This window comes from Hydrophilobacter chitinilyticus (assembly GCF_049860745.1).
Taxonomy (GTDB): Bacteria; Pseudomonadota; Gammaproteobacteria; order Burkholderiales; family Burkholderiaceae_C; genus Rhodoferax_B.
Genome location: NZ_CP187561.1, coordinates 2,693,238 through 2,719,205 on the forward strand (window position 1 = coordinate 2,693,238; position 25,968 = coordinate 2,719,205).

Consider the following 25,968-nt stretch of genomic DNA (forward strand, 5'->3'; position numbering starts at 1 on the left):
CCGACCGGAGCACCCACTTGTACCCCAAAGTACTTAGAAAGGCTCCTGATGAATGCTCCCGACCGAATCCCTTCAGCCGACATGGCTGCGGCAGACTTTGCCGAACGCCTGGCCCTGACCCGCGCGCCGTTTCCCGCTTCTACCAAAACCTACGTCCCTGGCGTCATCCATCCGCATTTGCGTGTGCCGATGCGCGACATTGCGTTGACCAATGGCGAGTGTGTATCGGTCTACGACACCTCAGGCCCCTATACGGATGCCAGCGCACAAATCGACGTGCGCCACGGCCTGGCCGCCTTGCGCGCGCCGTGGGTTGAGGCACGTGGCGACACCGAGATCTACACCGGCCGCGCCCCACAAGCGCTGGACGACGGCACGCGTGACGAACACCACGCCCGCCTGCTGGAACTGCGCCGCGAAGCCGCCGGCTTGCAACGCACACCGCGTCGCGCCAAGTCAGGCCAAAACGTCACGCAAATGCACTACGCGCGGCGCGGCATCATCACGCCCGAGATGGAATACGTGGCCATCCGCGAGAACGGCCGGCGTGAATGGATGGCCGAGTATTTGAACGACGCCGAGCGCGAGCAGCGCCTGCGCGGCAACGCCATGGGCGCGAGCATCCCGGCGCTGATCACGCCCGAGTTTGTGCGCGATGAAGTGGCCCGTGGCCGCGCCATCATCCCGGCCAACATCAACCACCCTGAAGTGGAACCCATGGCCATTGGCCGCAACTTCCTGGTGAAGATCAACGCCAACATCGGCAATTCGGCCGTCACGTCGAGCATTGACGAAGAGGTGGAAAAACTGGTGTGGGCCATCCGCTGGGGTGCCGACAACGTGATGGACTTGTCCACAGGCCGCAACATCCACACCACGCGCGATTGGATCGTGCGCAACGCGCCCGTGCCCATTGGCACCGTGCCGATTTACCAAGCGCTGGAGAAGGTGGGCGGCGTGGCCGAAGACCTGACCTGGGAGATCTTCCGCGACACGCTGATCGAGCAAGCCGAGCAGGGCGTGGACTACTTCACCATCCACGCAGGTGTGCGGCTGGCGTTTATCCACCTCACGGCGAACCGGCGCACCGGCATCGTCTCGCGCGGCGGCTCCATCATGGCCAAGTGGTGTATTGCGCACCACCAAGAGAGCTTCATCTACAAGCACTTTGAAGACATCTGCGACATCATGAAGCAGTATGACGTGAGCTTCTCGCTGGGCGACGGCCTGCGCCCTGGCTCGGGCGCCGACGCCAACGACGAAGCCCAGTTTGCCGAACTGCGCACCTTGGGCGAGTTGACCCAAGTGGCCTGGAAGCACGACGTGCAAACCATGATCGAAGGCCCCGGCCACGTGCCGATGCACATGATCCAGGCCAACATGACCGAGCAGTTGAAGCACTGCGGCGAAGCGCCGTTCTACACCCTGGGCCCGCTGACCATCGACATTGCGCCCGGCTACGACCACATTGCCAGTGCCATTGGGGCGGCCATGATCGGCTGGTTTGGCACGGCCATGCTGTGCTACGTCACGCCCAAGGAACACCTGGGCCTGCCCGACCGCGACGACGTGAAGGCCGGCATCATTGCCTACAAAATCGCCGCGCACGCTGCTGACGTGGCCAAGGGCCACCCGGGCTCACGTGCTCGCGACGACGCGCTAAGCAAAGCCCGCTTCGAATTCCGCTGGAGCGACCAGTTCAACCTGAGCCTGGACCCCGACACCGCGCGCGATTTCCACGATGAGACGCTGCCCAAGGATTCAAGCAAAGAGGCGCACTTCTGCTCCATGTGCGGGCCCAAGTTCTGCTCGATGAAGATCACGCAAGACGTGCGTGAATACGCGCAAAAACGCGGCCTGACGGAAGAGAGCGCGCTGGCGCAAGGCATGGTCGACAAGTCGGATGAATTCCGCAAGGCCGGTGGGGAGTTTTATATCCCGATCCTGCCGGTGACATGACGATGGCTTGTCTATGGGCTTGACGGCGTAGAGGTTGATGGGCGCCGCAGGCTACGGCTCTTTCTGAGACCTGCCTCGGCGTTCATCTCCAGCCCCGCCCCGCGCCATCGCCACGCGGGCCGAGACATCAGCGCGCTGCGTGGCGGTGCGGCGTGCTCACGTCCCAAGCCCATGAAAGTCTCGTAGGCCAATACCAGCGTCATGGCGCTTTCGGTGCTGGTGTTGCTGCTGTGATGACGCTTCATATCGCACCTCTTGAGATGTGGGATGAACCTTGGTCGATGTGATCAGCGTGATCACGTCTTGACGATACGTGCACCTCCGCAGAGGGCGCGTCGAGAAAATACGCAGGCGCGCGTCAGCCAAGGGCGCATGTTTCCGATTACGCGCGACGCAGGTTTAAGTGGCGCTGAACTTCAGCGCCTTCATGGCCGGCGTCAAGCTCACAGCGGCGCCGTCATAACCTTCCCATGGTGCGTTGCCGATGCGCAGCCGCTGGTCAATGTTTTGCACGTGCCAATGTGCAGCACTGGTCAAGGTATCGAGTTCATTCCAGCCTATGGGCACCGAGACGCCCATACCTGGGCGCGCACGGGCCGACCAGGCGCACACGGTGGTGGCACCACGGCCATTGCGCAAGTAGTCGACAAAGATCTTGCCTACACGGTTGCGCGGCCCGCTTTTGGCAACGAAGCGCTCAGGAATGGTTGCAGACAAGTGCTGCACCACAGCTTGTGAAAACGCTTTCACGGTGTCCCAGTCGCGCAACCGCTTGATCGGCACCACCACGTGCAGGCCTCTGCCGCCGCTGGTTTTCAAGTAGGCCGGTAAGCCCAGTTCTTGCAGCAACACGCGCACCAGCTTGGCCCCTTCCTGCACCGCCTTCCACGGCACACCCGCGCCTGGGTCCAGGTCAAAGGTCATGCGGTCGGGGCGTTCGATCTTGTCTTTGCGGGCGTTCCAGGTGTGGTACTCGATCACGTTCATCTGTGCGCCGCTGAGCAGCCCTTGCGCCGAGACCACTTCCAGCAAGGGCGCGTGGCCTTCGTCCAACTTGGGGTCCAGTGCAGTGATGCCGGCAAGCTCCAACGATTCTTGGTGCTTTTGAAAGAACTGCGCCCCCTTGACCCCTGCCGGTGCGCGCACCAGGGCGACTGGCCTTTGCTTCAAATGCTCGAGCATCAGCGGCGCCACTTTGGCGTAGTAAGTGGCGAGGTCGCGTTTGGTCAGGCCGGTGGAGGTGTCGATGACGCGCTCGCCGTGTGAGAGCCGAACGCCTGATGTGGACGCTGTTGACGACGCTTTGGTTTGCCGTGCGTTCTTGGCCGGCGCGGCCTTTGCTGTGGCGCGAGCGGGTGGAGGTGAGTCTTCGCGCGTCACTTCTCTGGGCGGCTTATCGGTGCGCAGCCCCTTGAACACACTGTGCCGAATACGGTGCCCTTGCGTCCACTGCGCAAAGGCCACTTCAGCGATGAGTTGCAGGCGCACCCAGTGTGCCTGCGTCGGCACGTCACTGTCCTTGGCGAAGGGGCTGGTACGGCGCGCCAGAGGTTTGAGTTGCGCTACCAGGTCGGCCAGGGTTTGATCGGTGAAACCTGTGCCCACGTTGCCCGCGTATTGCAGTTCGCCACGCGCGTTATAAAAGCCCAGAAGCAAGGCGCCCAAACCCACGCGCGAGCCTTTGGGCGTGGTGTAGCCGCCAATCACAAACTCCTGGCGCTGGCCGCATTTGAGTTTGATCCAGCTCTGCGTTCTGCCGCTGGCATAGGGCGCATCTTTGCGTTTGCCCACAAGCCCCTCGAAGCCGATCTTGCAGGCGCAAACCAGCAGGTCTGCGGGCGGTGCTTCGAAAACCTCGCTGAGCCGTATTTGATCTGGCCCACTGTCCTTGTCCTCGCCGATGAGCGTGCACAACATTTCGCGCCGCTCCGATAGTGGCCGCTCGCGCAGGTCGTGCCCATGGGCAAAAGGTACGTCAAACAGGTAGTAGACGAGATGCTCAGCGCTGCCCGTGTCAAAAGCATTTTGCAACCCCTGGAAGTCCGGCACACCGCGGTCGTCCAGAAACACCACCTCGCCGTCGAGCCAGCCAGTGTCGATTGGCAGCGCTTGCAGGGCTTGCGCCAGATGCGGCATCTTGTCGGTCCAGTCGTGTCCATTGCGGGTGATCATCTGCACCCGGCCTTGGTCGATGCGGGTCAACATGCGGTAGCCATCGAACTTCAATTCATAAAGCCAATCTTCAGTCGGGGCGGGTGGTGCTGTTGTCAGCGTGGCCAATTGCGGGGCCAGGGTGGCGGGCAGGTCCGATGGGCGTTTTGTCGCCTTGGTGGGCCGAGCTTTTCGCGTCGGTGGTGAAGCTGTTGTGCCGTCCGCCGAGCGCAAAGGGGCGACGCTGTCTGGCGCGGCCTCAACCACGTTGTAGTCGGCGGCGGCGCGTTCAAAGTCGTCGTGTTCCTTGATGAGCAGCCAGGCGGGTTTGCTGCCACTCTTGGGCGCCATGCGCACCAGGGCCCAGCGGCCTTTTAGTTTGTGCCCGTGTAATTCAAACTTCAGGCGGCCTTTGCGCCAGGCGTTGGCGGCATTGCCCTCGGGTGTCCAACTGCCTTTGTCCCAAATGATGACGCGCCCGGCTCCGTATTGATGCGCGGGAATTTGTCCCTCGAAGGTGTTGTAGCTGATGGGGTGGTCTTCCACCTCGATGGCCATGCGTTTGTCGGCCGGGTCCAGGCTTGGCCCCTTGGGAACGGCCCAGCTTTTCATGGTGCCATCGATCTCCAACCGCAGGTCGTAATGCAGCCGCGTGGCCCAGTGTTTTTGAATGACGAACTGCAATTGGCCGGGCTGCGCTCTACCACCGTCCGCCGGTTCTGGCGTTTTGGAGAAGTCTCGCTTCTCTTTGTAGCGTGCAAGGGTGTTGCCCATCAGCCGACCCTTTTGCGGCTTGCCGTGGTGGTGGCTTTGCTTGCTGTCTTGGTGGCCGCTTTACGTGCGGGCGCACGCGGGCTCTTCGCATTTTTATTGCTGGTGCCTGCCGCACTGCCACCGCTTCTGCCTTTGAGACTGCGCTGCAGCAACTCGGTCAGGTCGTAAATCTCCGCCCCGGTCGAAGTGCTCTCAGCAGGCTGTGTCACGGTTTCGGTCTTGCCCTGTTTCACCTTCTGCTGCACCAGCGCCATGATCTGCTGGCGAAACTCGTCTTTGAAGTCTTCGGGCTTCCAGTGGCCCGACATTTCGCTGATCAACTGCGTGGCCATCTTCATCTCGTTCGCCGCAAGCGCTTTGCCACCCACGGGCGGCAGGTCCAGGTCTGCACTGGTCTTGACTTCATCGCCCCAGCGCAAAAGGTTGAGCACCAGTGCCGGGCCCGATGGCACAAGCGCGGCCAGGTGTTGTTTGGTCTGGATCACCACCTTGGCAATGGCAATCTTTCCCGTCTTCACCAAGGCTTCGCGCAGCAGTGCGTAGACCTTCTGGCCTTTGTTGATGGGAGCGACGAAGTAGGGCCGCTCCAGGTACAAGAACGGGATCTCGTCGGCATTCACAAAAAGCTCGATCTCAATTGACTGGGTGACGCGTGGAAACGCGTTGTCGATCTCTTCGGGCGAGAGGATGACGTACTGGCCGTTCTCATATTCCACACCCTTGACGATGTTGCCCTTGTCGATCTCTTTGCCCGTCCGTTTGTTGATGCGCTTGTAGCCCACGGGGTCCATGGAGCGTTTGTCCAGCCAGTCAAAGTCCACCCCCTGCTCTGTGGTCGCGGTATGCAGGGCCACCGGGATGTGAACCAGTCCGAATGAGATGGCGCCTTTCCAGAGGACGCGGTTGCTGGTGGCCATGGGCAGACTTTCTGGCGGCAGAGTGAGTAGAGAGCGGCCGTCGATTGCAGTATTCGTCGTTCAAGGCCAGGCTGTCTGTAGGTATTGGCCGATTCGCATGCAGCGATTCGCCTACGGAGAGAGGTTGTGTCGATTGAGAGAAGCTGTTCAGCTTTGGCGCATGGGGGCTAAGTTGGCATTTTTTATTGACAGTTAATGGCAGATCCGTGATGCTATTTGTGTGCATTCATTGGATTTTTCGATTGCTGAAACAACCCTGTAAATGCGCTCAAGAGAATGGCCTGTCTTAGCGGCATACGCTCTGTGCCGAGGGTGCCAAAGTCCCAAGATCTGTTTGATAACAACGTCTGTATGGGGGAGAAGCATGCAACCATTTCAGGTGTCACAAATCCAGACGGACAAGGCCGATGCCAACGGCGTGAACGTCTTAATGATTTACGCGCGTTTCATCCCTCGCTATGCCGTCTACCAAACCTCTGAGCGGGTCACGATTCAGTTTCATGACGACCCGTTAAAGGAGAGTGAGCAGCGAGAAAAAATGGTTCGGCTCTCGCCACTGCGGGGAGAGATCAATGGGCTGGTCGATGGTTGGCGTACAGACTGCCGAGAAAGTTTCCAGAAGACTGCGCGGCGCTACGATCGACGGGTTGCCGATGCGTTGATCGTGGCGCTTGAAGGCGATGTGGAATCTGGCTTGCAGATCCTGCAGCAAATCCGTGATGACGTCGTCGCCGAACGTAAGTCGTATGCTCGCTTCTTGTATTTGATTTGCGCTGCTATTACGGCGGTGGTGTTGTGCTCCATTGCCATCGCGTTTGCTCACCATCCGCCCTCTAATCAAGAGACGCCTGGGCCGTTTACCTTCAATACCTGGCTGGCGCTTGGGGCGGGCACGCTAGGTGCGTTTTTCTCCATCGCCCGGGGTATCAGCAGCCGCAGCATTCACACAGACTTGCAAAAGCTCGATAACTTCATCGATGCCATCTTGCGTGTTGTCATCGGCACCATTGCGGCAGTCGTTCTTCAAGCCTTGCTGGATGCGCAGCTCTTCTCGCTCAATCTCGGCAACGCTGTGTTGGGGGCCACGGAACATATTGAAGGCCTCCAGCCGGTAGTCTTCACCTCTCCCCTTGTGTTGCTGGTCGCGGCCTTCATTGCAGGCTTCAGCGAGCGGCTCATTCCCGACCTGCTGGGTACCGCCACCATGACGGCCAATGACAAGCCGCAGTCCGCGCCAACGCCACTCAAGCCGAATGAAGCCGATGTGAAGAAGCCGTTGGGCGAGCCGACAACGGCAAAGCCATCAGGCGTGGATGCCGCGCCGCTGGGGGGCGCCCATGACCACGAAGACATGGTGGACGGTTGCGATGTAGATGTGGCCAGTTCCAACGTGCCGCCAACACCGGATGACCGTTTGCCTGCCGCTTCAGGCGGGGTTGCCAAAAGTTCTTAGAAACCCGTTCCGGGAAAGAAAACTTTGAACACGCTCTAGGGAGGGAAAGCTCATGGTCTTCTCGCTAACTTGGCTGCCCAGTGTTCTGGAGGGGGCGGGCCTGAAGGTTGCAGAAGTAGACGGTTGGCGTAGCCGTGGCCGAGCGGAGATGGGCTCCGTGCGTGGCGTGATGTGCCATCACACCGCAGGTGCTGCCACCGGCAACATGCCCACTCTCGACCTCTTGATCAAGGGGCGTTCTGACCTTTCAGGGCCGCTGGCGCAACTCGGCCTGGGGCGTGACGGGACCTACTATGTGATTGCGGCCGGCCGAGCAAACCACGCCGGGGCGGGCCGGTGGCGCGGCATTGATACAGGTAACTCCAGCTTTATCGGCATTGAAGCCGAGAACACGGGATTGCCCAATGATGCTGTATGGCCAGCCGTTCAGATGGACGCGTATCAGCGCGGCGTGGCCGCCATCCTGGCCCACATTCGGGCTGATGCCAACATGTGCTGCGCGCACAAGGAGTACGCACTTCCGGCAGGACGAAAGAACGATCCGCTGTTTGACATGGTGCCGTTCCGTGCAGCGGTCAACGCGATTCTGACGGGCTTGGTTGCCCCCCCGCCGCTGATTCCGGCCATTGACATCAAGGCCCGTCCTACCTTGCGTAGAGGTGACGAGGGCGATGCTGTTCGCCTCCTGCAGCAGAAGCTGGGTTTGGAATGTGATGGCCGGTTTGGGCCAGGCACCGAAGCTGCTGCGCGCCAGTTCCAACGCGACCATCAACTGGTGCCCGATGGCATTGTTGGACCCAAATCATGGGCCATGTTTGATGAGGCTCCAACTGCAGCGCCTCCCGCTTCGGCGCCCCTGGCGCAGATCGCGCCCATTGAAACCATTTCACCCGTGACGCCGGTGAGCCCTATGCCGCTAGAAAAAGGCACGCTTCCGCCTTTGGAGGACGCTACGCATCGCGTCACGGTTCAAGGCGGCAAAGCGTTGACACCGGATGGCAAAGTATTTGCCAAAGTATTCCGCGAAGGCTTCTACATCAACGGTGAAACATCGTTGGCCAAATGGCTGTCGGGCACAACGGCGCCCACTACTGGCTTGCGTGATTCGGTGGTTCGCGTTGTGCGTGCCATGTGCGTCAATGAAGGAGGACTTGAGGCCGTCAACTCTTACGATGGGTGTTTCATGTCTGCCGGTATTTTTCAGTGGACGGCCGGGTTCGGTGATGAGGAAGGCGAACTGTCACTGCTGCTGTCGCGCTTCAAGGCAGCAAGCCCCGATGCTTACCAAGAATGTTTTGGCCGCTATCAGTTGGAGGCCAGCGTGAAGCCTGGCAAATTAACGGGCCATCTTGTGCTCAATGGTCGTACGCTCGAAACCGCTCAAGACAAACGTCTGTTGCGCAACGAAGAGTGGGCCTACCGTTTTTGGCGAGCCGGGCACCACGAGGATTTCCGCGTTGCGCAACTGGCATTGGCCGCCAGCCGAATTGAGCGTTTCATTCATCTTGAGGCAGCCGAGCGCACCGTGAGCGACTGGCTCACCTCACAATATGGCATTGCCTTGTTGCTGGATCAGCACGTCAACCGTCCCGGCCATGTTCCTAAAACGTTGAAGGAAGCACTGGAGGAGGTGTTTCGAAATCCCGCAGTCAGCCGCGACCCGACGGCTTGGACCGAGGCCGACGAGCTGCGCTTGATTGATACCTACATCGCGTTTCGTGAGAGGACCAGCATGACCGACTCCACCAAACGCGCACGCCTCATCGGTGAGTGTGTGCGTGTGGGGCAACTGTCGGATGACCGAGGGTCTTTTTAGCGAACGGCGTTCGCCATCGGCAACGTCATCCCTTGCGCTGCACCAGCTTGATCACACTCGAAAAGTCCAACGCTCCGTGCCCCGCCAAACTATGCGCAGCATAGAGGCTGCGGGCCAGACCGCCGAGCGGCGTGGCGGCGCGCACGGTGGTGGCGTTTTCTTGCGCCAGGCCTAAGTCTTTCAACATCAAATCCGTGCCAAACCCACCGGCGTAGCCCTTGGAGGCGGGGGCGGTTTCCATCACGCCGGGCATGGGGTTGTATTTTTCCAGCGCCCAGTTGCCGCCCGAGCTGCGGCGCATGATCTCTGAGAGCACCTTGGGGTCGAGGCCATTGGCGGCGCCCAGGGCCAGGGCTTCGGAGGTGCCGATCATCAAGATGCCGAGCAGCATGTTGTTGCAGATCTTGGCGGTTTGGCCTGCGCCTACGGCGCCGGCATGGAAGATGTTTTGCCCCATTTTTTCCAGCAGCGGGCGGGCGCGTTCCAGGTCGGCTGCGGCACCGCCGACCATGAAGGTCAGGGTGCCGGCGATGGCGCCGCCTGTGCCGCCCGAGACCGGCGCGTCGATCACCTGCACGCCGCGAGTGGCGGCGACTTGCGCTACTTTGATGGCGCTGCTGGCCGAGATGGTGCTGGAGTCGATCACCAAGGTGCCGGAGGATAATTTTTCCAGCAAACCCTCTTCACCTGCGCGACCCAGGTACAGCGCTTCCACGTGCTGGCTCGCGGGCAACATGCTGATCACCACCGAGGCACCGAGTGCCGCATCCAGCGCGGTAGCCGAGACAGGCACACCTGCGGACTTGACCTTCTCGCAGGCATCGGGCGACAGGTCGAACGCGCGCACAGCGTAGCCGGCCTTGTGCAGGTTGATGGCCATGGGGCCGCCCATGTTGCCCAGGCCGATGAAGGCAACGGTGGTGATCTTGTTTTGCATGTTGGTCTCCGGTTGGTTTTGTTTTTAAGTCGTCGGTTAGGTCAGACCAGCTAGCGGGTGTGTGCCCTCAAAGCGGTCGATGAAGTGGTCTTCGATGATGGCGGTTGTGACCTCGGCGAGTGTTGCTGGTTGCCAGCGTGGATTGCGGTCTTTGTCGACCAGCAGGGCACGTGTGCCTTCCGGAAAATCAGGGTGTGCGCAGCAGGCCAGCGACACGTTGTATTCGACGCGGAACACCTCAGCCAGCGACATGCGTGGCACACGCTGCCACAGCGCAAACGAGATGGCGGCGCTGGTGGGCGAGCCCTTGGTGTAGGTGGTGGCAGCGGTGGTGAGCCACGGCACATCGCTCTGCAAGGTGCGCAGGCGTTGGTCGATCACGGCCAACGCTTCACCGGCCATGAGTTGGTTGACGGTGTCGAAGTGTTCGCGCACCAGCGAGGCGGGCAGGGTGCTCACGGCAAAGCCGTCGAGCAGGCGTGAGAGCGTGGCGCGGTTGGCTTCGGGCTCTGAGCCCCAGGTGGTGCTGCTGATCGCTTGCAGCACATCGGCCTTGCGCGCCTGGTCGATACACACGTCGGCCAGGCCACAGAACAAGGTGTCGTTGGCGTTGAGCGGCGCAGCGGTGAGTGCCAAGAACAGGCCCACGCGCCCCGGCATGCGGCGCAGAAACCAACTGCCGCCCACGTCGGGGTACAGGCCGATGTTGATCTCGGGCATGGCGATGCGGCTGGTGGGCGTGACCACGCGGTGCGACGCGCCAGCCAACAAGCCCACGCCGCCGCCCATCACGATGCCGTTGCCCCAGCACAGAAAGGGCTTGGGGTAGTTGTGGATCAGGTGGTCGAGCACGTACTCGGTGGCGAAGAAGTTTTGCGCGTAGGGGTTGGGCGCGCTGCCGTGGGTGCGGATGGTGTCGTACAGGCCGCGAATGTCGCCGCCCGCGCAAAAGGCTTTTTCGCCGCTGGCTTGCAGGATGACACCTGCGATGTTGTCGTCATCCGCCCACTGTTGCAGTTGCGGTGTGAGCAGCTCCACCATGCGCAGCGACAGCGCGTTGAGGGCAGCGGGCACGTTGAGCGTGGCCACGCCAAAACGTTGGCCACTGGCGGTGGCGATTTCATCGAACAGGATCACGTCGTCAGATACAGAGGTCATGGATCAGAAAAATAGATTGCTATTGAAGTGCTAGCTGCTCACGCATATTGAATGAGCGCTGCAGCTTGGTTTGATCATAAGCGTGCAGCGCGTCTCGTTTCACCGTGGGATGTCGTGTGCGTTCACATCCAGCAGCCGCCGCGCCACGATCACCCGCATGATCTCGTTCGTGCCTTCCAGAATCTGGTGCACACGCGCGTCGCGTACCAAGCGCTCCAGCGGAAATTCGTTCAGATAGCCGTAGCCGCCGTGCAACTGCAGCGCTTCGTTGCAGACGTTGAAGCCCGCATCCGTTGCAAAGCGTTTGGCCATGGCGCAGTAGGTGCTGGCGTCAGCGTGTGCGGCATCGAGTTTGCTGGCGGCCAGGCGCACCATTTGGCGCGCGGCCACCAGTTCGGTGGCCATGTCGGCCAACTTGAATTGCAGCGCCTGAAAGCTTGCCAGTGGTTTGCCAAACTGTTGGCGCTCGTGCAGGTAGCCGCGTGCGGCGTCCAACGCGCCTTGGGCCGCGCCCACCGAGCAGGTGGCGATGTTGATGCGCCCGCCGTCCAGCCCCTTCATGGCGATGCGAAAGCCTTCGCCTTCGGCTCCGAGCAGGTGGTCGGCGGGGATACGCACGTTGTCGAAACTGATGGTGCGCGTGGGCTGGCTGTTCCAGCCCATCTTGTGTTCTTTCTTGCCGTAGCTGATGCCCGGCGCATCGGCCGGCACGGCAAAGGCAGAAACACCGGCCGCGCCCGGGCCGCCGGTGCGCGCCATCAGCACCAGCACATCGGTGCTGCCCGCGCCCGAGATGAAGGCTTTGCCGCCGTTGATCACATAGCCATCGCCTTGCCGCTCGGCGCGGGTTTTCAGCGCGGCAGCATCGGAGCCCGCGCCCGGCTCGGTGAGGCAATACGACGCCAATTGCGCGCCGCTGGTCAGCGCTTCGCCCCAGCGCTGGCACACGGCGTCGGTGCCCCAGGTGCCGAGCATCCAGGTGGCCATGTTGTGGATGGTGATGAAGGCCGTGGTCGACGGGTCGACCGCCGCCAGCTCTTCAAACACCAGCGTCGCATCCAGCCGGGGCAGGGCCAGCCCGCCGATGCGTTCGGGCGCGTACAGGCCGCAAAAGCCCAAGGCTCCAGCCTTGGCAATCGCCTCGCGCGGAAAGATCGCTTCGCGATCCCACTGCGCCGCATGAGGCGCAAATTCGGCCTGCGCAAAATCATGTGCAGATTCGGCAAAGGCGCGCTGCTCTTCGGACAGTTCAAAATTCATTTTTCGCGGTCTTTCCAGCGATCAAGTTCGGTCGTGCGTGTGCGTGTCAAGCGTGCCAGGCAGCTATCCAATACCAGCGGCCACATGGAGCCGCCTTCGTACGCGTTGGCCTCGCGTTTGCACGTTGGATCGCGGCTCTTGAGCCAGTTGCGTTGCTCGGTGCGCAAAGCGCTGCGCACTTGCGGCGAAAGTGGCTTCATCACTTCACCATAACGGATGTTCAATGCCGCGTCAGCCGCACGGTAGTCTTCTCGCGCGCAGGTGTTCATTTCCTGCTGATTGCCATTGGGGTTGCACTTGGTTGTATTGTCATAAACACCCGCATGCGCAGCCGCGATGAGCAAGGTCATCGCGGCCACCCCGAGAAGCACTCTTTTCACTTCAGACTGATGGTGGTGTTGACGCCATGGGACACGGTGCTGTCGTCAAACCAGCGCTGGGTGACCGTTTTGGTTTGTGTGTAGAACAAGATCACCTGCTTGCCATAAGGCCCCAGGTCGCCCAGCTTGGAGCCGCGCGAGCCGCTGAACGAGAACAGTGGCACTGGCACTGGAATCGGTACGTTGATGCCCACCTGGCCCACGTCAATGTCTTCTTGAAAGCGCCGCGCGGCCGCACCGCTTTGCGTGAAGATGGCGGTGCCGTTGCCGTTGACATTGCTGTTGATCAGCTCGATGGCGTCGTCGATGTTGTCGGCGGCGGCCAGGCACAGCACCGGGCCGAAGACTTCTTGGTCGTAGATCGACATGCCGGGTTTCACGCCCGAGAAGATGGTGGGGCCGACAAAGTTGCCTTTCTCAAAGCCGGGCACCGTGGGCTTGCGGCCATCAAGCTCCAGCTTGGCGCCATCGGCCTCTCCCCGGGCGATCAAACCGTTGACACGGTCGTATGCGGCGCACGACACGAGCGGGCCCACGTCCACACCTTTTTCGGTGCCGGCGCCAATCTTCAGCGTCTTGGCCTTGGCCACCAGTTCGGGCACCCATTGCTGCGCCTCACCCACCAGCACCACCACTGACAGCGCCATGCAGCGCTGGCCCGCCGCGCCAAAGGCCGCACCGGCGATGGCGTTCAGGGTTTGGTCTTTGTTCGCATCGGGCATCACGATGGCGTGGTTCTTTGCGCCCATCATGCATTGCGCACGTTTACCGGCCAGCGTGGCGCGGTTGTAGACGTGGGTGCCGACCTTGGTGGAGCCGACGAACGACACGGCCTTGATGTCGGCGTGATCGCAGATGGCGTTGACCACGTCTTCGCCGCCGTGCACGACGTTGAGTACGCCGGGGGGAATGCCGGCCTCCAACGCCAGTTCACACAGGCGCATGGTGACCATGGGGTCTTGCTCGGACGGCTTGAGCACAAAAGTGTTGCCGGTGGCAATTGCCATGGGGAACATCCACAGCGGGATCATCGCCGGGAAGTTGAAGGGCGTGATGCCCGCACACACGCCCAGCGGCTGCAGCAGGGTGAAGGTGTCCACACCACCCGCCACGTTGTTCGCCAGTTCTCCCAACTGCAGGTTGCCGATGTTGGCGGCGTGCTCCACCACCTCCAGGCCACGGAACACATCGCCCTCGGCGTCGGGCAGGGTCTTGCCTTGCTCGGCCGTGAGGGTGGCCGCCAGCGAGCCCATATTTTCGCGGATGAGTTGTTGGTACTTCAGGAAGATGCGGGCGCGCGCGCCAATGGCCGTTTTGCGCCAGGTCTTGAATGCGGTCTTGGCCGAGGCGACGGCCGCGTTGACTTCATCGGGCGTGGCGAAAGGCACGCGGGCCAGCACTTCCTGCGTGGCGGGGTTGACGATGTCGCGCCACACGGTGGACTGGGATTCAACGAACTCGCCGTTGATCAGTAGCTTGACGGTGGGGATTTTGGTGGTGGCTTGGGTGGTCATGTTTGTCTCCGTAATTGGCCTGTTTGGGCATGTTTGGCGGGCGTCTGAAGCGCCTTCTCGGACGATGCTAACATCGCAAACTCGCCCTTACAAGCGTCAAAAATACGAGCGGCATCTGCAAATTTGCACAGCAAAAAATCTGCAATGGCGCTGCAATAGCGCGACAAAAAGAAGACGGAGACAAACGTGAACTGGGACGACTTTCGCTTCTTCTTGGAGCTTTCGCGTACCGGCCGCTTGGTGGTGGCGGCGCGCCGTTTGGAGGTCGACCACACAACAGTGTCGCGCCGCATCCAGGCCCTCGAAGCCGCCATCGGTGCCCCTTTGTTCGACCGCATGCCCGCTGGCTACACGCTGACCGAGGCCGGCCGCAAACTGCTGCAGCACGCCGAGAACATGGAGTCGGCCACCATCGCCGTGCAGCGCGAGGTGCTCGACCCGGCGGGCGACCTGGCCGGCGTGGTGCGCGTGGGCTGCACCGAAGGCTACGGCGCCACCATGCTCGCGCCGCAACTCGGCCAACTGGTGGCGCAGCACCCGCGCCTGGTGGTCGACCTGCTGGCCGTGCCACGTGTGGTCAACCTCTCGCGCCGCGAGGCCGACATTGTGATCACGCTGGAGCGCCCCAAGCGCGGCCCGTTTGTGGTGCTGAAGCTCACCGATTACGTGCTGGGTTTGTATGGCTCGGCGAAGTATCTAGACGCGCGCCCGCCGATCCAAAGCCGTGAAGATCTAGACCAGCACATGTTCATTGGTTACGTGGATGACCTGCTGTTCAGCCAAGAGCTGCATTACCTGGACGAGCTGTGCCGCCCCGAACGCGTGGGCCTGCGCAGCACCAGCATCCTGGCGCAACACCAGGCGATTGCCGCTGGTGCGGGCATCGGCGTATTGCCGCGCTTCATTGGTCACCAAGACAAAAGCCTGCGCCCGGTGCTGCCCGAGCGGCTGATGACGCGTACCTTCTGGATGTCGATGCCGGTGGAGATCAAGCATCTGGCGCGCATGCAGGCGGCGTGGAGCTTTATCAAGAGTGCGGCAGAGGGGCAACAAAGTTTGCTTTTGGGTTCATCAAAGTAGATTAGATTCACACCATGGAACAACCGACTGACCACACGCCGCCACCGCCACCCACCTCGGGGGAATCGGGCTCCAGCCGGGGCAGCGGGCGAAGCTCGGGCAGAGGGTCAAGTGGTTCAAGCCGGTCGTCGCGTTCGCGCCGAAGCTCATCTCAAACCGCGCCCGGCGCTGGCCGCGAGACCACGTTTCGCGTGGCCGTCACGGTGCTGCTGTTGTTGATCGTCTACGGTTCGTTGTACCCGCTGACCTGGGATTTCGAGCATCCGCAGGACTTCATCTACGAGATGAAAACTGGCCTGAGCGACATCGTGGAGAACGTGGTGCTGTTTCTGCCGCTGGGCTGGCTACTGGCCTGGCACTACAAAGGGCGGCGCAGTTTTTGGGCCAAACAGTTAATGTGGTTCATCGTGTCGCTGGCCGTGGCGACGGTGCTGCAGTGGCTGCAAATCTATTTGCCGCGCACACCCGCGCTGGTCGACATCATCAACAACATGGTGGGCCATCTGGTCGGCTTGGCGCTAGGGCTGGCCTCGGCCAGTGCCGCCAACAACCTGCTGCAACGCCACCCCAAATTGCAGCAGGCCGATAAGTTTGCTGTGGTGATGGTGAGCATCTGGGTGGTGGCTGAGCTGTTTCCGCTCATTCCAACACTGGACGTTTCTTCGGTCTACGAAAACGTCAAGTCGTTGTGGTTGTTGCCTTTCTGGCAGCCCACGCGCATGTTGTCGCATGTGGGCATGACTGTGCTGGGCCTGGAGGCTTTGGTGTACCTGCTGCGCTCAGCCTCTCTCAGCCGTATCGCGCGGCCTGTGGCGTTATTGGTGACGCTGGGCATGGTGGGCGCCAAGTTTGTGGTGATTCGCCAGCAGCCCGGCGTGGCGGTAGTGCTGGGCATCGGCCTGGGCGGCCTGGTGTGGCTGGCGCTCGACCTGCTGCGCGAAAGCCAGCGCCTGATGCTGGTCTTGCTGGTGGCGGTGCTCAATTACCTGGCCTACGAGTTGGCGCCGTACCAATTCAGCGAATTTGCCACGCCCATGGGTTGGGTGCCATTTGCCTCGTCGCTCAGTGGCAGCATCGAGGCCGTGGTGAGTTCGGTGGCGTTTGAAGGCCTGTGTTTTGGCGCAGCCATCTGGGCCGCTGTGCGCATGGGCTCGACGCTGGTGGGCGTGACCATTTGCGTGGCCGTGATGGCGTTTGTCGGTGAATGGCTGCAGCGCTATTTGCCGGGGCGCACGGCAGAGATCACCTCGGTGTTCACCGCCCTTGCCATGGGCTGGCTGGTATCGGCCTTGCGCGCGCCGCGGGCATCGTACCGTGCTCAGGCGCCCGCACGGCGCACAGCTTCCGGCACCCTTTAGGTCGTCAGGGCGGGGCGCGGCGCGTCTGCAAGATTGGCAACGCACTGCTATAACCAGCCCTTCCTTGTTGTCAAGCGATCAAATCCTATGAGTGCATTGTTCTCCCCTACGTCCATCGGCCCGCTCACCCTGGCCAACCGCATCGTCATCGCGCCCATGTGCCAATACAGCGCAGACGATGGCAACGCCACCGACTGGCACATGATGCACCTGGGCCAACTGGCGGCTTCGGGCGCCGGGCTGTTGATCATTGAAGCCACGGCGGTTGAGGCCATTGGCCGCATCACGGCCGATGACTTGGGGCTCTATAGCGACGCCAACCAAGAGGCCTTGGCCAAGGTGCTGGCGGGCATTCGCCGCTTCGCGCCGATTCCAATCGCCGTGCAGTTGGCGCATGCCGGCCGCAAGGCATCGAGCGAAGTGCCATGGGCCGGCGGCCAGCAAGTGCCACCTGGCCAGCCGCGCGGCTGGGACACCGTCGCCCCGTCTGCCGTGCCACACAACGCCACTGAAGTGCCGCCGCTGGCGTTGGACGCAGCCGGTCTGGCCCGCGTCAAAGCCGCCTTTGTGCAGGCCGCGCGCCGCGCACACGCGCTGGACATCGACGCCATCGAGCTGCATGGCGCGCACGGCTACCTGTTGCACCAGTTCTTGTCGCCCATCTCCAACCAGCGCACCGATGTCTACGGCGGCAGCTTGGAGAACCGCATGCGTTTCCCGCTCGAAGTGTTTGACGCGGTGCGCGAGGCCGTGCCGGCGTCTATGGCCGTGGGCCTGCGCCTTTCCGCCAGCGACTGGGTGGACGGCGGTTGGGACGTGGAGCAAAGCGTGGTGTTCGGCCATGCGTTGAAGGCGCGTGGCTGCGACTTCATCCACGTGTCGAGCGGCGGCGTGTCGTCGCTGCAAAAGATTCCGCTGTCGCCGGGCTACCAGGTGGCGTTTGCCGAGCGCATCAAACAAGACTGCGGCATGCCGACCATTGCCGTCGGTCTGATCACCGAAGCGCAGCACGCCGAGGCCATCGTGGCCAATGGCCAGGCCGACATGGTGGGCGTGGCGCGCGCCGTGTTGTTCAATCCGCGCTGGCCTTGGCACGTGGCGGCGGAGCTGGGCGCGCAGGTGCAGGCGCCGCCGCAATACTGGCGCTCGCAGCCGCGTGAGTACAAGGACTTGTTCATCGGCGCGAAGATTGGCCAGCGCTGAAGCTTTAAGCCAAACAGGCTGCTGGCGTAATCTAGATCAACGCAAGCAGCTATTGAAAGCGTAGCGAACCCGCCGCTTGGAACAGCCCAAACCAAGCGTGATTTAGTGCCAAGCCCTCGGTTAAACTTGCCCGCTTGTGCGCCGCCGCAAGCGGTGCCCACACAATGTAAAAAGGTCGTTACAAAACAAGGGCTTACCGGTTGAACTGTGCGTTGCATAGTAGGCTGTGGGTTCTACAACACAGGGTGTGCGGTGCGTCTTAGTTCGATCAAGTTATCTGGCTTCAAATCCTTTGCCGAGCCCACCACGTTCCATCTGCCGGGGCAACTGGTGGGTGTGGTGGGGCCCAATGGCTGCGGCAAATCCAACATCATGGATGCGGTGCGCTGGGTGCTGGGCGAGAGCAAGGCTTCCGAGCTGCGTGGCGAGTCCATGCAAGACGTGATCTTCAACGGCACCAACACCCGCAAGCCGGCCAGCCGCTCCAGCGTGGAGCTGGTGTTTGACAACGCCGACCACCGTGCCGGCGGCCAGTGGTCGCAGTTCACCGAAATTGCCGTCAAGCGTGTGCTGACGCGCGACGGCACCAGCAGCTACTACATCAACAACCAGCCGGTGCGTCGGCGCGACGTGCAAGACGTGTTTCTGGGCACCGGCCTGGGCCCGCGCGCCTACGCCATCATCGGCCAGGGCACCATCAGCCGCATCATCGAGTCGCGGCCGGAAGAATTGCGCTTGTTTCTGGAAGAAGCCGCAGGTGTTTCCAAATACAAGGAACGCCGCCGCGAAACCGAAAACCGCCTGGGCGACACACGCGAAAACCTCACCCGCGTGGAAGACATCCTGCGCGAGCTGAACGCCAACCTTGAGCGCTTGGAAAAGCAGGCCGAGGTCGCCAACCGCTACAACCAATTGCACGCCAGCGCCTCGCTGAAACAGCACCAACTGTGGTACTTGAAGAAGACCGAGAGCGAAGGCGACAAGGCCAAGATCCAGACCGACGGCCTGCAAGCCGTGAACGATTTAGAGTCGCGCGTGGCCGACCTGCGCCACGTCGAAGCCGAGTTGGAAGCGGTGCGCCAGGCGCACTACGCCGCCGGTGACGAGGTCAACCAGTTCCAGGGCAAGCTGTACGAGGCCAGCGCCGAAGTGGGCCGCCTGGAAGGCGAGATTCGTTTTGTGGTCGAAGGCCGCCAGCGCGTCGAGCAACGCCTGGGCACGCTGAAAGAACAAATTGCGCAGTGGGCGCAGCGGCGCGACGACGCCACGGCCGAGGTTGAAAACCTGGAAGCCCAAGGCATGCACGCCGAGGAGCAAGCCGAGCTGCTGGCCGCGCAAGTGGAAGAACAAGCCGCACAACTGCCTGATCTGGAAGAGGCCCAGCGCCGCGCGCAAAACGAGGCCAACGAACAACGCACCCAGGTCAACCAGGTGCAGCAGCAAATCCAGGTGCTGGCCGCCGACCAACGCAGCATTGAAGAACAGTCGCGCCAACTCAACCAGCGCCGCGACCGCCTGAGTGCCGACCAAAAAGCCCTGGCTGCCCCTGATGAGGCGCGCTTGCAAGACCTGCAAGAACAACTGGCCGCCGCGCAAGAGGCCGCCGCCGAGGCCGATGCGCGCCTGCAAGACCTGCAGGAAAGCGTGCCGCAGTTGGATGACGCGCGCCGCACCGCGCAGCAAACCGTCAACACCGAGTCGAGTAGACAAACCGACTTCTCGGCGCGCATGGAAGCGCTGAAAGCACTGCAAGAAAAAGTGCGCACCGATGGCAAGCTGCAACCCTGGCTGGCCAAGCAAGGCCTCGACGGTTTGCAAGGACTGTGGACGCGCCTGCACATCCAGCAAGGCTGGGAAAACGCTTTGGAGGCCGCGCTGCGTGAACGCATGGGCGCGCTTGAAGTGTCGCGCCTGGAGATGGTGCGGGGTTTCCTGGGCCACAACGGCACCGAGGCCCCCCCCGCCAAGTTGGCTTTCTACAGCCCGCCGCAGGCCGGGGCGCCCTTGGCCGCTGGCAGCTTGCCGCGCCTGGCCAGCCTGCTGCGCATCCACGATGCAAGCCTGACCGCGTTGATGGACGACTGGCTGCAAGGCTGCTTTACGGCCGAGTCGCTGGACGAAGCGCTGGCCCAGCGTAGCCAGCTCAAAGGCGGCGAAGTGATCTACGTGGCCAACGGCCATGCGGTGAGCGCGCACGGCGTGAACTTCTACGCGCAAGACTCCGAGCAGGCCGGCTTGCTGGCGCGTGCGCAAGAAATCGAAAACCTGGAGAAGCAACTGCGCGCGCAAACCTTCATCGTGGACGACAGCCGCAGCGCCCTGGTGCGCGCCGAGGCCGCCTACGGCGAAGCTTCGCAACGCCTGGTCACTGCCCGGCGCGAAGCCACCGAAGTGCAAGGCCGTGCGCACGAACTGCAGGTGGAAACCATGCGCCTGGCGCAGCAGGCCGAGCAGGCGCGGGCGCGCAATGCGCAACTGGCCGGCGACTTGGCAGAGGTTGATGCGCAACTCGAAGACCTGCAAGAGCGCCGCATCACCGCCGAAGGCCGCTTCGAAGAGCTGGACATGCAGTTGGCCGACACCCAAGAGCGCCACGCGCAGCTTGAAGAACGCGTGATCGACGTGCAGCGCAAGCTGGCCGAATGCCGCGAGCAACAACGCGGCCTGGAGCGCCAGGCGCAAGAAGCTACGTTTGCGCACCGCAGCGTGGGCGCGCGTCGCACCGAACTCACACGCTCCATCGACATGGCCGCGCAGCAAACCGCCGCGCTGACCGACGAAGAACAACGCGCCCGCGACGAACTCGCGCGCCTGAGCGATGCCGCCGCGCAAGCCGGCCTGCAAAACGCGCTGGAGTTGAAGTCCGAACGCGAAGCCGCCCTGGGCGCCAAGCGCAGCGCCTACGACGACCTGACCGCCAAGCTGCGCGCCAGCGACGAGCGCCGCTTGAAGCTGGAGCGCGAGCTCGACCCGCTGCGCCAACGCATCACCGAACTGCAACTGAAAGAACAGGCCGCGCGTCTGGGCTTCGAGCAATACGACCAGTTGCTGACCGATGCCAAGGCTGACCTGGAAGCCGTGGCCCGCTCGATTGAAGAAGGCAATGTGCGCCTCACCGGCTTGCAAAGCGAAATCGACCGCTTGAACCGCGAGATTGCGGCTCTGGGTGCCGTCAACCTGGCCGCGCTGGACGAGCTGACCGCCGCGCGCGAACGCAAACAGTTCCTCGATTCACAAACGGCTGATTTGACCGAAGCGATGAACACGCTGGAAGACGCCATCCGCAAGATCGACGGTGAAACGCGCGAGCTGTTGTCGGGCACCTTCAACACCGTGAACGACCACTTCAGCAAGATGTTCCCCGAGCTGTTTGGTGGCGGCAACGCGCGCCTGGTCATCACCGGCGACGAAATCCTGGACTCGGGCGTGCAGGTGATCGCCCAGCCGCCGGGCAAGAAGAACCAGACCATCCATTTGCTGTCGGGTGGCGAAAAAGCACTGACGGCGATTGCGTTGGTGTTTGCCATTTTTCAACTGAACCCCGCGCCGTTCTGTTTGCTCGATGAGGTGGATGCCCCCCTCGACGATGCCAACACCGAGCGCTACGCCAAACTGGTGTCGAGCATGAGCAAAGGCACGCAGTTTCTTTTCATTAGCCACAACAAGATTGCCATGGAGATGGCCCAGCAACTCATCGGCGTGACGATGCAGGAGCAGGGCGTGTCGCGCATCGTGGCCGTCGACATGGAGTCGGCGCTCTCTATGGCGGAAGCCAACTAAACAATGAGCAGTACCCTACAAATTGGTTTGGCCGTCGCCGGCGGTGTGGTGTTGGCCGCGGTGGTGGCCCACGGCGCCTGGACTTCGCGCCGCAACGCGCCGCGCCAGGCCGAGCCCGAAGCCAGCGACAGCAAGCTCCCGAAGTCCGCTAATTCCGGTTTTCAACAAGAGCCCACCCTGGATGGCGCGCACCCTGAGGGCCAAGCCGCCGAGCGCCAAGACCCCGGTTTTGACGACGGCTTTGCCGGCATGAACATCCCGTCGCCCGAGCGCCGCGCCGGGCTCGACCCGCTGATCGACGTGATCGCCCCCATCTCGCTCGAAGCCGAAGTGTCAGGTGACGCCGCCTTGGCCGCGTTGCCCAGCACCCGACGTGTGGGCAGCAAGCCGTTTGCCGTGGAAGGCCTGAACAGTGCCACGCAAGTGTGGGAGCCCACCCAAGCCGGCCAGCGCTACGGCGCCCTGCAAGCCGGTGTGCAATTGGCCAACCGCACCGGCGCGTTGAACGAAATCGAATACTCCGAATTCGTGATGAAGGCCACCGCCTTCTGCGACGCCGTGGGCGGCGCGCCCGAGTTCCCCGAGATGCGCGAAGAAGTGGCGCGTGGCCGCGAACTCGACCAGTTCGCCAACGACCACGACGCCCAACTCGGCTTCACGCTGCGCGCCATGCGCACCGCCTGGAGCCCTGGCTACGTGCAACAGCACGCCGCGCGCCTGGGCTTTGTGCCGGGGCTGATTCCTGGCCGCATGGTGTTGCCCGCCAGTGTGGCAGGGCAACCCGCCGTGCTGGGTCTGGCGTTCGACTCCCAAGCGGCGCTGGCCGAAGACCCGGACCAATCGGCCATCCGCGAAATCTCGCTGAGCCTGGACGTGCCGCAAGTCGCCCGCACCGAGCAACCCTTCGCCCGCATGCGCGAAGTCGCCAACACGCTGGCCCAGGCCATGGACGGCATGGTGACCGACGACGACGGCCGCCCACTGCAAGCCGAGGTGATGGACCAGATTGGCGCCGATCTCGAAAAACTCTACGACACGCTGGATGGGCGCGAACTGTCTGCCGGTTCGGCTTTGGCCCGTCGTTTGTTTAGCTAAGAACCATGACAACCCCCGATCTCTTTGGCGCGGAAGCGCCTGATGGCGCTGGTGCCGATAAACAGGCTCAAGACGTAGCCAAAGAAGTGGCGCAACTGCATCAGCAATTACACGCCTGGGCGCACCAGTACTACGTGCTCGACGAGCCCAGCGTGCCCGATGCCGAGTACGACCGCGCTTTTCAACGCCTGCAAGCGATTGAGGAGGCGCACCCCGAACTGCGCAGCGCCGACTCGCCCACGCAACGCGTCGGCGGCGCGCCGCTGCCGGTATTTGCCTCGGTGCGCCACGCCGTGCCCATGCTCAGCATTCGCACCGAAACCGATATCACCGAAGAAGGTGCACGCGCCTTTGATGGCCGGGTGCGGCGCGAGCTGGGCTTGGCCGAGAGCGAAGCGCCTATCACCTACGTGTGTGAACTGAAGTTCGACGGCCTGGCCATGAACCTGCGTTTTGAACACGGCGTGTTGGTGCAAGCCGCCACACGCGGCGACGGCGAAAACGGTGAAGACGTCACGCAGAACATCCGCACCATCAAGCAGATCCCATTGCGGATCACCGGCGACAAGGTGCCGCCCGTGCTGGAAGTGCGCGGCGAGGTCTACATGCGCCGCGCCGACTTCGAGGCCATGAACGAGAAGCAGCGCGAGAAGGGCGAGAAAAGCTTCGTCAACCCGCGCAACGCAGCCGCCGGGGCCGTGCGCCAGTTGGATTCGAGCATCGCCGCCCAACGCCCGCTGAGTTTCTTTGCCTACGGCTTGGGGGAAGTCACGCCCGCAGCCGATGGCGGTCCGGCTTTCGCCACGCATTTCGACATGCTGCAGACGCTGAAGGCATGGGGCTTTCCGGTCGCAGCGCAAGTTACGCGTGCGCAGGGTGCTGAGGAATTAATAGCGTTTCACCAGAAGATTGGTGAAGCTCGCGATGAGTTGCCCTACGACATCGACGGCGTGGTCTACAAGGTCGACAGCTTGGCGCTGCAGCGCCAGTTGGGCTTTGTGAGCCGCGAGCCGCGTTGGGCCGTGGCGCACAAGTACCCGGCGCAAGAGCAGATCACACGCGTCGAAGGTATCGACGTGCAAGTGGGTCGCACCGGCAAACTCACGCCCGTGGCGCGCTTGGCGCCGGTGTTTGTGGGCGGCGTGACGGTGACCAACGCCACGCTGCACAACCTGTTTGAACTGCGCCGAAAGAAGGTACGCGTGGGCGACCAAGCCATCGTGCGCCGTGCCGGGGACGTGATCCCAGAGGTGGTCGGTGTGGTGGTCGCAGAGCGTCCGCAGTATGTGCCCAACTTCCGTATGCCACGCCAATGCCCCATTTGCGGCAGCACGGTGGTGCGCGAAAAAGGCGAAATGAACCACCGCTGCAGCGGCGGGCTGTTTTGCGGCGCGCAGCGCAAGCAGGCGATTCTGCATTTCGCGCAACGCCGCGCGGTGGAAGTGGAAGGACTGGGCGAAAAGCTGGTCGACCAACTGGTGGAAACCAACGTCATCCGCACGCTGCCCGACCTCTACAAGCTGGGATTGACGGCGCTCTCGGCCTTGGATCGCATGGCCGACAAGTCGGCGAAGAACGTGCTCGAAGCGCTGGAAAAATCCAAACAAACCACGCTGCCACGCTTCTTGTTCGGCCTGGGCATTCGCCACATTGGTGAGGCCACGGCCAAAGAGCTGGCGCGCCACTTCGGCACGCTAGACGCCATCATGGACGCCAGCGTCGAGCAGTTGCTCGAAGTCGAAGACGTTGGCCCCATCGTCGCCCAAGCCCTGCGCACCTTTTTCGACCAACCGCACAACCGCGAAGTAGTTGAACAACTGCGCGCCTGCGGCGTCACCTGGAAAGAGGGCGAGGCCGCAGCACAAGCCCCCAAACCACTGGCCGGCAAAACCTTTGTGCTTACCGGCACCTTCCCGACACTTAGCCGCGAACAAGCCAAAGAAATGTTGGAGGCCGCCGGCGCCAAAGTGGCCGGCTCGGTGAGCAAGAAAACGGACTACGTGGTGGCCGGTGCCGAGGCGGGTAGCAAACTCACCAAGGCGCAGGAGCTGGGTGTGGCGGTGCTGGACGAGGCGGAGATGCTGGCGATTTTGGCGTCGTCTGCTGCGTAGCTAAGCCAGCAGCCGCAACAGCTCTACGCTGGTTTGCACGCTGGCGTACTCACCATCCAAATTCGCGAGCGCCATGGTGTGTACTTCGTCCGCAGAGCGGGGCACGCCGGCGTAGTCGGTTTTGGCAAACGCAAAGCAGGCGTCCGCGGCCACATAGGTTTTGAAGCCGAGGTTGCCGGCCGAGCGCGCGGTGGATTCCACCGAGTTGTTGGTGCTCACGCCGACGATCACCACCGCTGCGATGCCTCTGGCATGCAGCCAACGCTCCAGCCCGCTGTGTGTGAAGGCATCGGGCACGTTTTTCTCGAACACCTGTTCCGTGTCGAGCGGCGCCAAGGCGGGCTGAAATTCCGCGCCCGCTTGCCCTGGCCAAAAGAGCGAACCAGGGGTGCGCGACATATGGCGTATGTGCACCACCGGGGCGCTGGCCTGGCGCCAGGCGATGAGCAGTTGAGCCATGGTGAACTCGGCATCAGGGTTGTTGCGCGCGCCAGCCTCAGGTGACCGCATGCCGCGTTGCATGTCGATGATGATCAGGGCTGGGGTCGGCATGGCAATTCAGTTTTGAGTTAGACAGATTCATTCTGCGCAGGCTCCGGCCTGAACCAGAGCCACACCAGCACAGTAGCCATGCATCCAATGGCCAGATAAGCCAGCCAAGGTCGGTGCGCGGTAAAGCTCACGACCACCGCGCACAGCGCCATCATGATGGTGGCGCTCCATTTGGCGCGGCGGCTTACGGTGCCGCCGTTGCGCCAGTTGATGATCATGGGGCCGAACAGGCGGTGGTTCTCCAGCCAGGCGCTCAAGCGCGGTGAACTGCGTGCGGCAGCCCATGCGGCCAGCAAGATAAATACGGTGGTGGGCAGGCCTGGCACAAACACGCCGATCACGCCCATCACCAGGCACAACACCGCAAACAGCAGCAGCAACCAGCGCACCAGCAGGGGCAGCGGGCGGACGGGTGTTGCAGCGTTGGGTACAGGCGGTAGGGCGTCGGGCTGGGTCAAGGCAATTCCAAT

At 62.4% G+C, this 25,968-nt stretch carries 19 protein-coding genes; 9 read left to right on the top strand and 10 right to left on the bottom strand.

From position 1 onward, the window contains the following. Positions 1 to 48: 48 nt before the first annotated feature. The gene (gene thiC, locus ACPWMG_RS11950; protein ID WP_483304857.1) at positions 49 to 1,959 is read left to right on the top strand and encodes a phosphomethylpyrimidine synthase ThiC; all 1,911 of its coding nucleotides are present in this window, start codon (positions 49 to 51) and stop codon (positions 1,957 to 1,959) included. Positions 1,960 to 1,970: 11 nt separating this feature from the next. Here thiC and ACPWMG_RS11955 read toward each other — a convergent pair whose 3' ends face one another. From ACPWMG_RS11955 to ku, 3 genes are all read right to left on the bottom strand, one after another. Then, positions 1,971 to 2,204 (bottom strand): hypothetical protein, encoded by a 234-nt coding sequence (locus ACPWMG_RS11955; RefSeq protein WP_483304858.1) that lies wholly within the window; start codon positions 2,202 to 2,204, stop codon positions 1,971 to 1,973. Between the two features lie 154 nt (positions 2,205 to 2,358). Further along, a complete protein-coding gene (gene ligD, locus ACPWMG_RS11960; RefSeq protein WP_483304859.1) occupies positions 2,359 to 4,884 on the bottom strand; it encodes a DNA ligase D in 2,526 nt (841 codons plus the stop codon). Next, positions 4,884 to 5,801 carry a non-homologous end joining protein Ku gene (gene ku, locus ACPWMG_RS11965; protein WP_483304860.1) on the bottom strand — a complete coding sequence of 306 codons (918 nt, stop codon included), beginning with the start codon at positions 5,799 to 5,801 and terminating at the stop codon, positions 4,884 to 4,886. Before ku ends, ligD begins: the two co-directional genes overlap by 1 nt. A 364-nt stretch (positions 5,802 to 6,165) precedes the next feature. Between ku and ACPWMG_RS11970 the strand changes: the two genes are divergently transcribed. Both ACPWMG_RS11970 and ACPWMG_RS11975 read left to right on the top strand, forming a co-directional pair. Further along, positions 6,166 to 7,254: a hypothetical protein gene (locus ACPWMG_RS11970; protein ID WP_483304861.1), complete on the top strand. Its 1,089-nt coding sequence runs from the start codon at positions 6,166 to 6,168 to the stop codon at positions 7,252 to 7,254. Between the two features lie 52 nt (positions 7,255 to 7,306). Further along, on the top strand, positions 7,307 to 9,070 hold the full coding sequence (locus ACPWMG_RS11975; protein ID WP_483304862.1) for a peptidoglycan recognition protein family protein: 1,764 nt from the start codon (positions 7,307 to 7,309) through the stop codon (positions 9,068 to 9,070). 25 nt (positions 9,071 to 9,095) lie between these two features. Here the strand turns inward: ACPWMG_RS11975 and mmsB are convergent, their stop codons facing one another. The 5 genes from mmsB to ACPWMG_RS12000 all read right to left on the bottom strand — a co-directional run bounded on the left by mmsB (position 9,096) and on the right by ACPWMG_RS12000 (position 14,319). Next, positions 9,096 to 10,007, bottom strand: a complete 912-nt coding sequence (gene mmsB / locus ACPWMG_RS11980) for a 3-hydroxyisobutyrate dehydrogenase (protein ID WP_483304863.1) — start codon at positions 10,005 to 10,007, stop codon at positions 9,096 to 9,098. 36 nt (positions 10,008 to 10,043) lie between these two features. Beyond that, positions 10,044 to 11,165, bottom strand: coding sequence for an enoyl-CoA hydratase/isomerase family protein (locus ACPWMG_RS11985; RefSeq protein ID WP_483304864.1), 1,122 nt, complete (start codon positions 11,163 to 11,165; stop codon positions 10,044 to 10,046). Positions 11,166 to 11,264: 99 nt separating this feature from the next. Beyond that, positions 11,265 to 12,425 (bottom strand): acyl-CoA dehydrogenase family protein, encoded by a 1,161-nt coding sequence (locus tag ACPWMG_RS11990; RefSeq protein WP_483304865.1) that lies wholly within the window; start codon positions 12,423 to 12,425, stop codon positions 11,265 to 11,267. Continuing rightward, positions 12,422 to 12,805: a lysozyme inhibitor LprI family protein gene (locus ACPWMG_RS11995; protein ID WP_483304866.1), complete on the bottom strand. Its 384-nt coding sequence runs from the start codon at positions 12,803 to 12,805 to the stop codon at positions 12,422 to 12,424. The genes ACPWMG_RS11990 and ACPWMG_RS11995 overlap by 4 nt, the downstream gene beginning before the upstream one ends. Beyond that, a complete protein-coding gene (locus ACPWMG_RS12000) occupies positions 12,802 to 14,319 on the bottom strand; it encodes a CoA-acylating methylmalonate-semialdehyde dehydrogenase (protein WP_483304867.1) in 1,518 nt (505 codons plus the stop codon). The genes ACPWMG_RS11995 and ACPWMG_RS12000 overlap by 4 nt, the downstream gene beginning before the upstream one ends. 186 nt (positions 14,320 to 14,505) lie before the next feature. On the opposite strand from ACPWMG_RS12000, the gene ACPWMG_RS12005 reads away from it, so the two are divergent. The 6 genes from ACPWMG_RS12005 (at position 14,506) to ligA (ending at position 24,946) form a co-directional block, all read left to right on the top strand. Continuing rightward, on the top strand, positions 14,506 to 15,399 hold the full coding sequence (locus ACPWMG_RS12005; RefSeq protein WP_483304868.1) for a LysR family transcriptional regulator: 894 nt from the start codon (positions 14,506 to 14,508) through the stop codon (positions 15,397 to 15,399). A 14-nt stretch (positions 15,400 to 15,413) separates the two neighbouring features. After that, positions 15,414 to 16,757: a VanZ family protein gene (locus ACPWMG_RS12010; protein WP_483304869.1), complete on the top strand. Its 1,344-nt coding sequence runs from the start codon at positions 15,414 to 15,416 to the stop codon at positions 16,755 to 16,757. An 87-nt stretch (positions 16,758 to 16,844) separates the two neighbouring features. Beyond that, positions 16,845 to 17,960, top strand: coding sequence for an NADH:flavin oxidoreductase/NADH oxidase (locus ACPWMG_RS12015; protein WP_483304870.1), 1,116 nt, complete (start codon positions 16,845 to 16,847; stop codon positions 17,958 to 17,960). Positions 17,961 to 18,212: 252 nt separating this feature from the next. Beyond that, on the top strand, positions 18,213 to 21,740 hold the full coding sequence (gene smc, locus ACPWMG_RS12020) for a chromosome segregation protein SMC (RefSeq protein ID WP_483304871.1): 3,528 nt from the start codon (positions 18,213 to 18,215) through the stop codon (positions 21,738 to 21,740). A gap of 3 nt (positions 21,741 to 21,743) precedes the next feature. Continuing rightward, positions 21,744 to 22,835, top strand: a complete 1,092-nt coding sequence (locus tag ACPWMG_RS12025) for a cell division protein ZipA C-terminal FtsZ-binding domain-containing protein (RefSeq protein ID WP_483304872.1) — start codon at positions 21,744 to 21,746, stop codon at positions 22,833 to 22,835. Between the two features lie 5 nt (positions 22,836 to 22,840). Further along, positions 22,841 to 24,946 carry an NAD-dependent DNA ligase LigA gene (gene ligA / locus ACPWMG_RS12030; RefSeq protein WP_483304873.1) on the top strand — a complete coding sequence of 702 codons (2,106 nt, stop codon included), beginning with the start codon at positions 22,841 to 22,843 and terminating at the stop codon, positions 24,944 to 24,946. On the opposite strand, the gene ACPWMG_RS12035 is transcribed toward ligA, so the two are convergent. Both ACPWMG_RS12035 and ACPWMG_RS12040 read right to left on the bottom strand, forming a co-directional pair. Next, complete coding sequence (locus tag ACPWMG_RS12035) at positions 24,947 to 25,498, bottom strand: cysteine hydrolase family protein (protein WP_483304874.1); 552 nt, start codon at positions 25,496 to 25,498, stop codon at positions 24,947 to 24,949. A gap of 17 nt (positions 25,499 to 25,515) precedes the next feature. Continuing rightward, entirely contained in the window at positions 25,516 to 25,956 is a 441-nt protein-coding gene (locus tag ACPWMG_RS12040) for a YbaN family protein (protein WP_483304875.1), read from the bottom strand. Positions 25,957 to 25,968 lie beyond the last annotated feature (12 nt).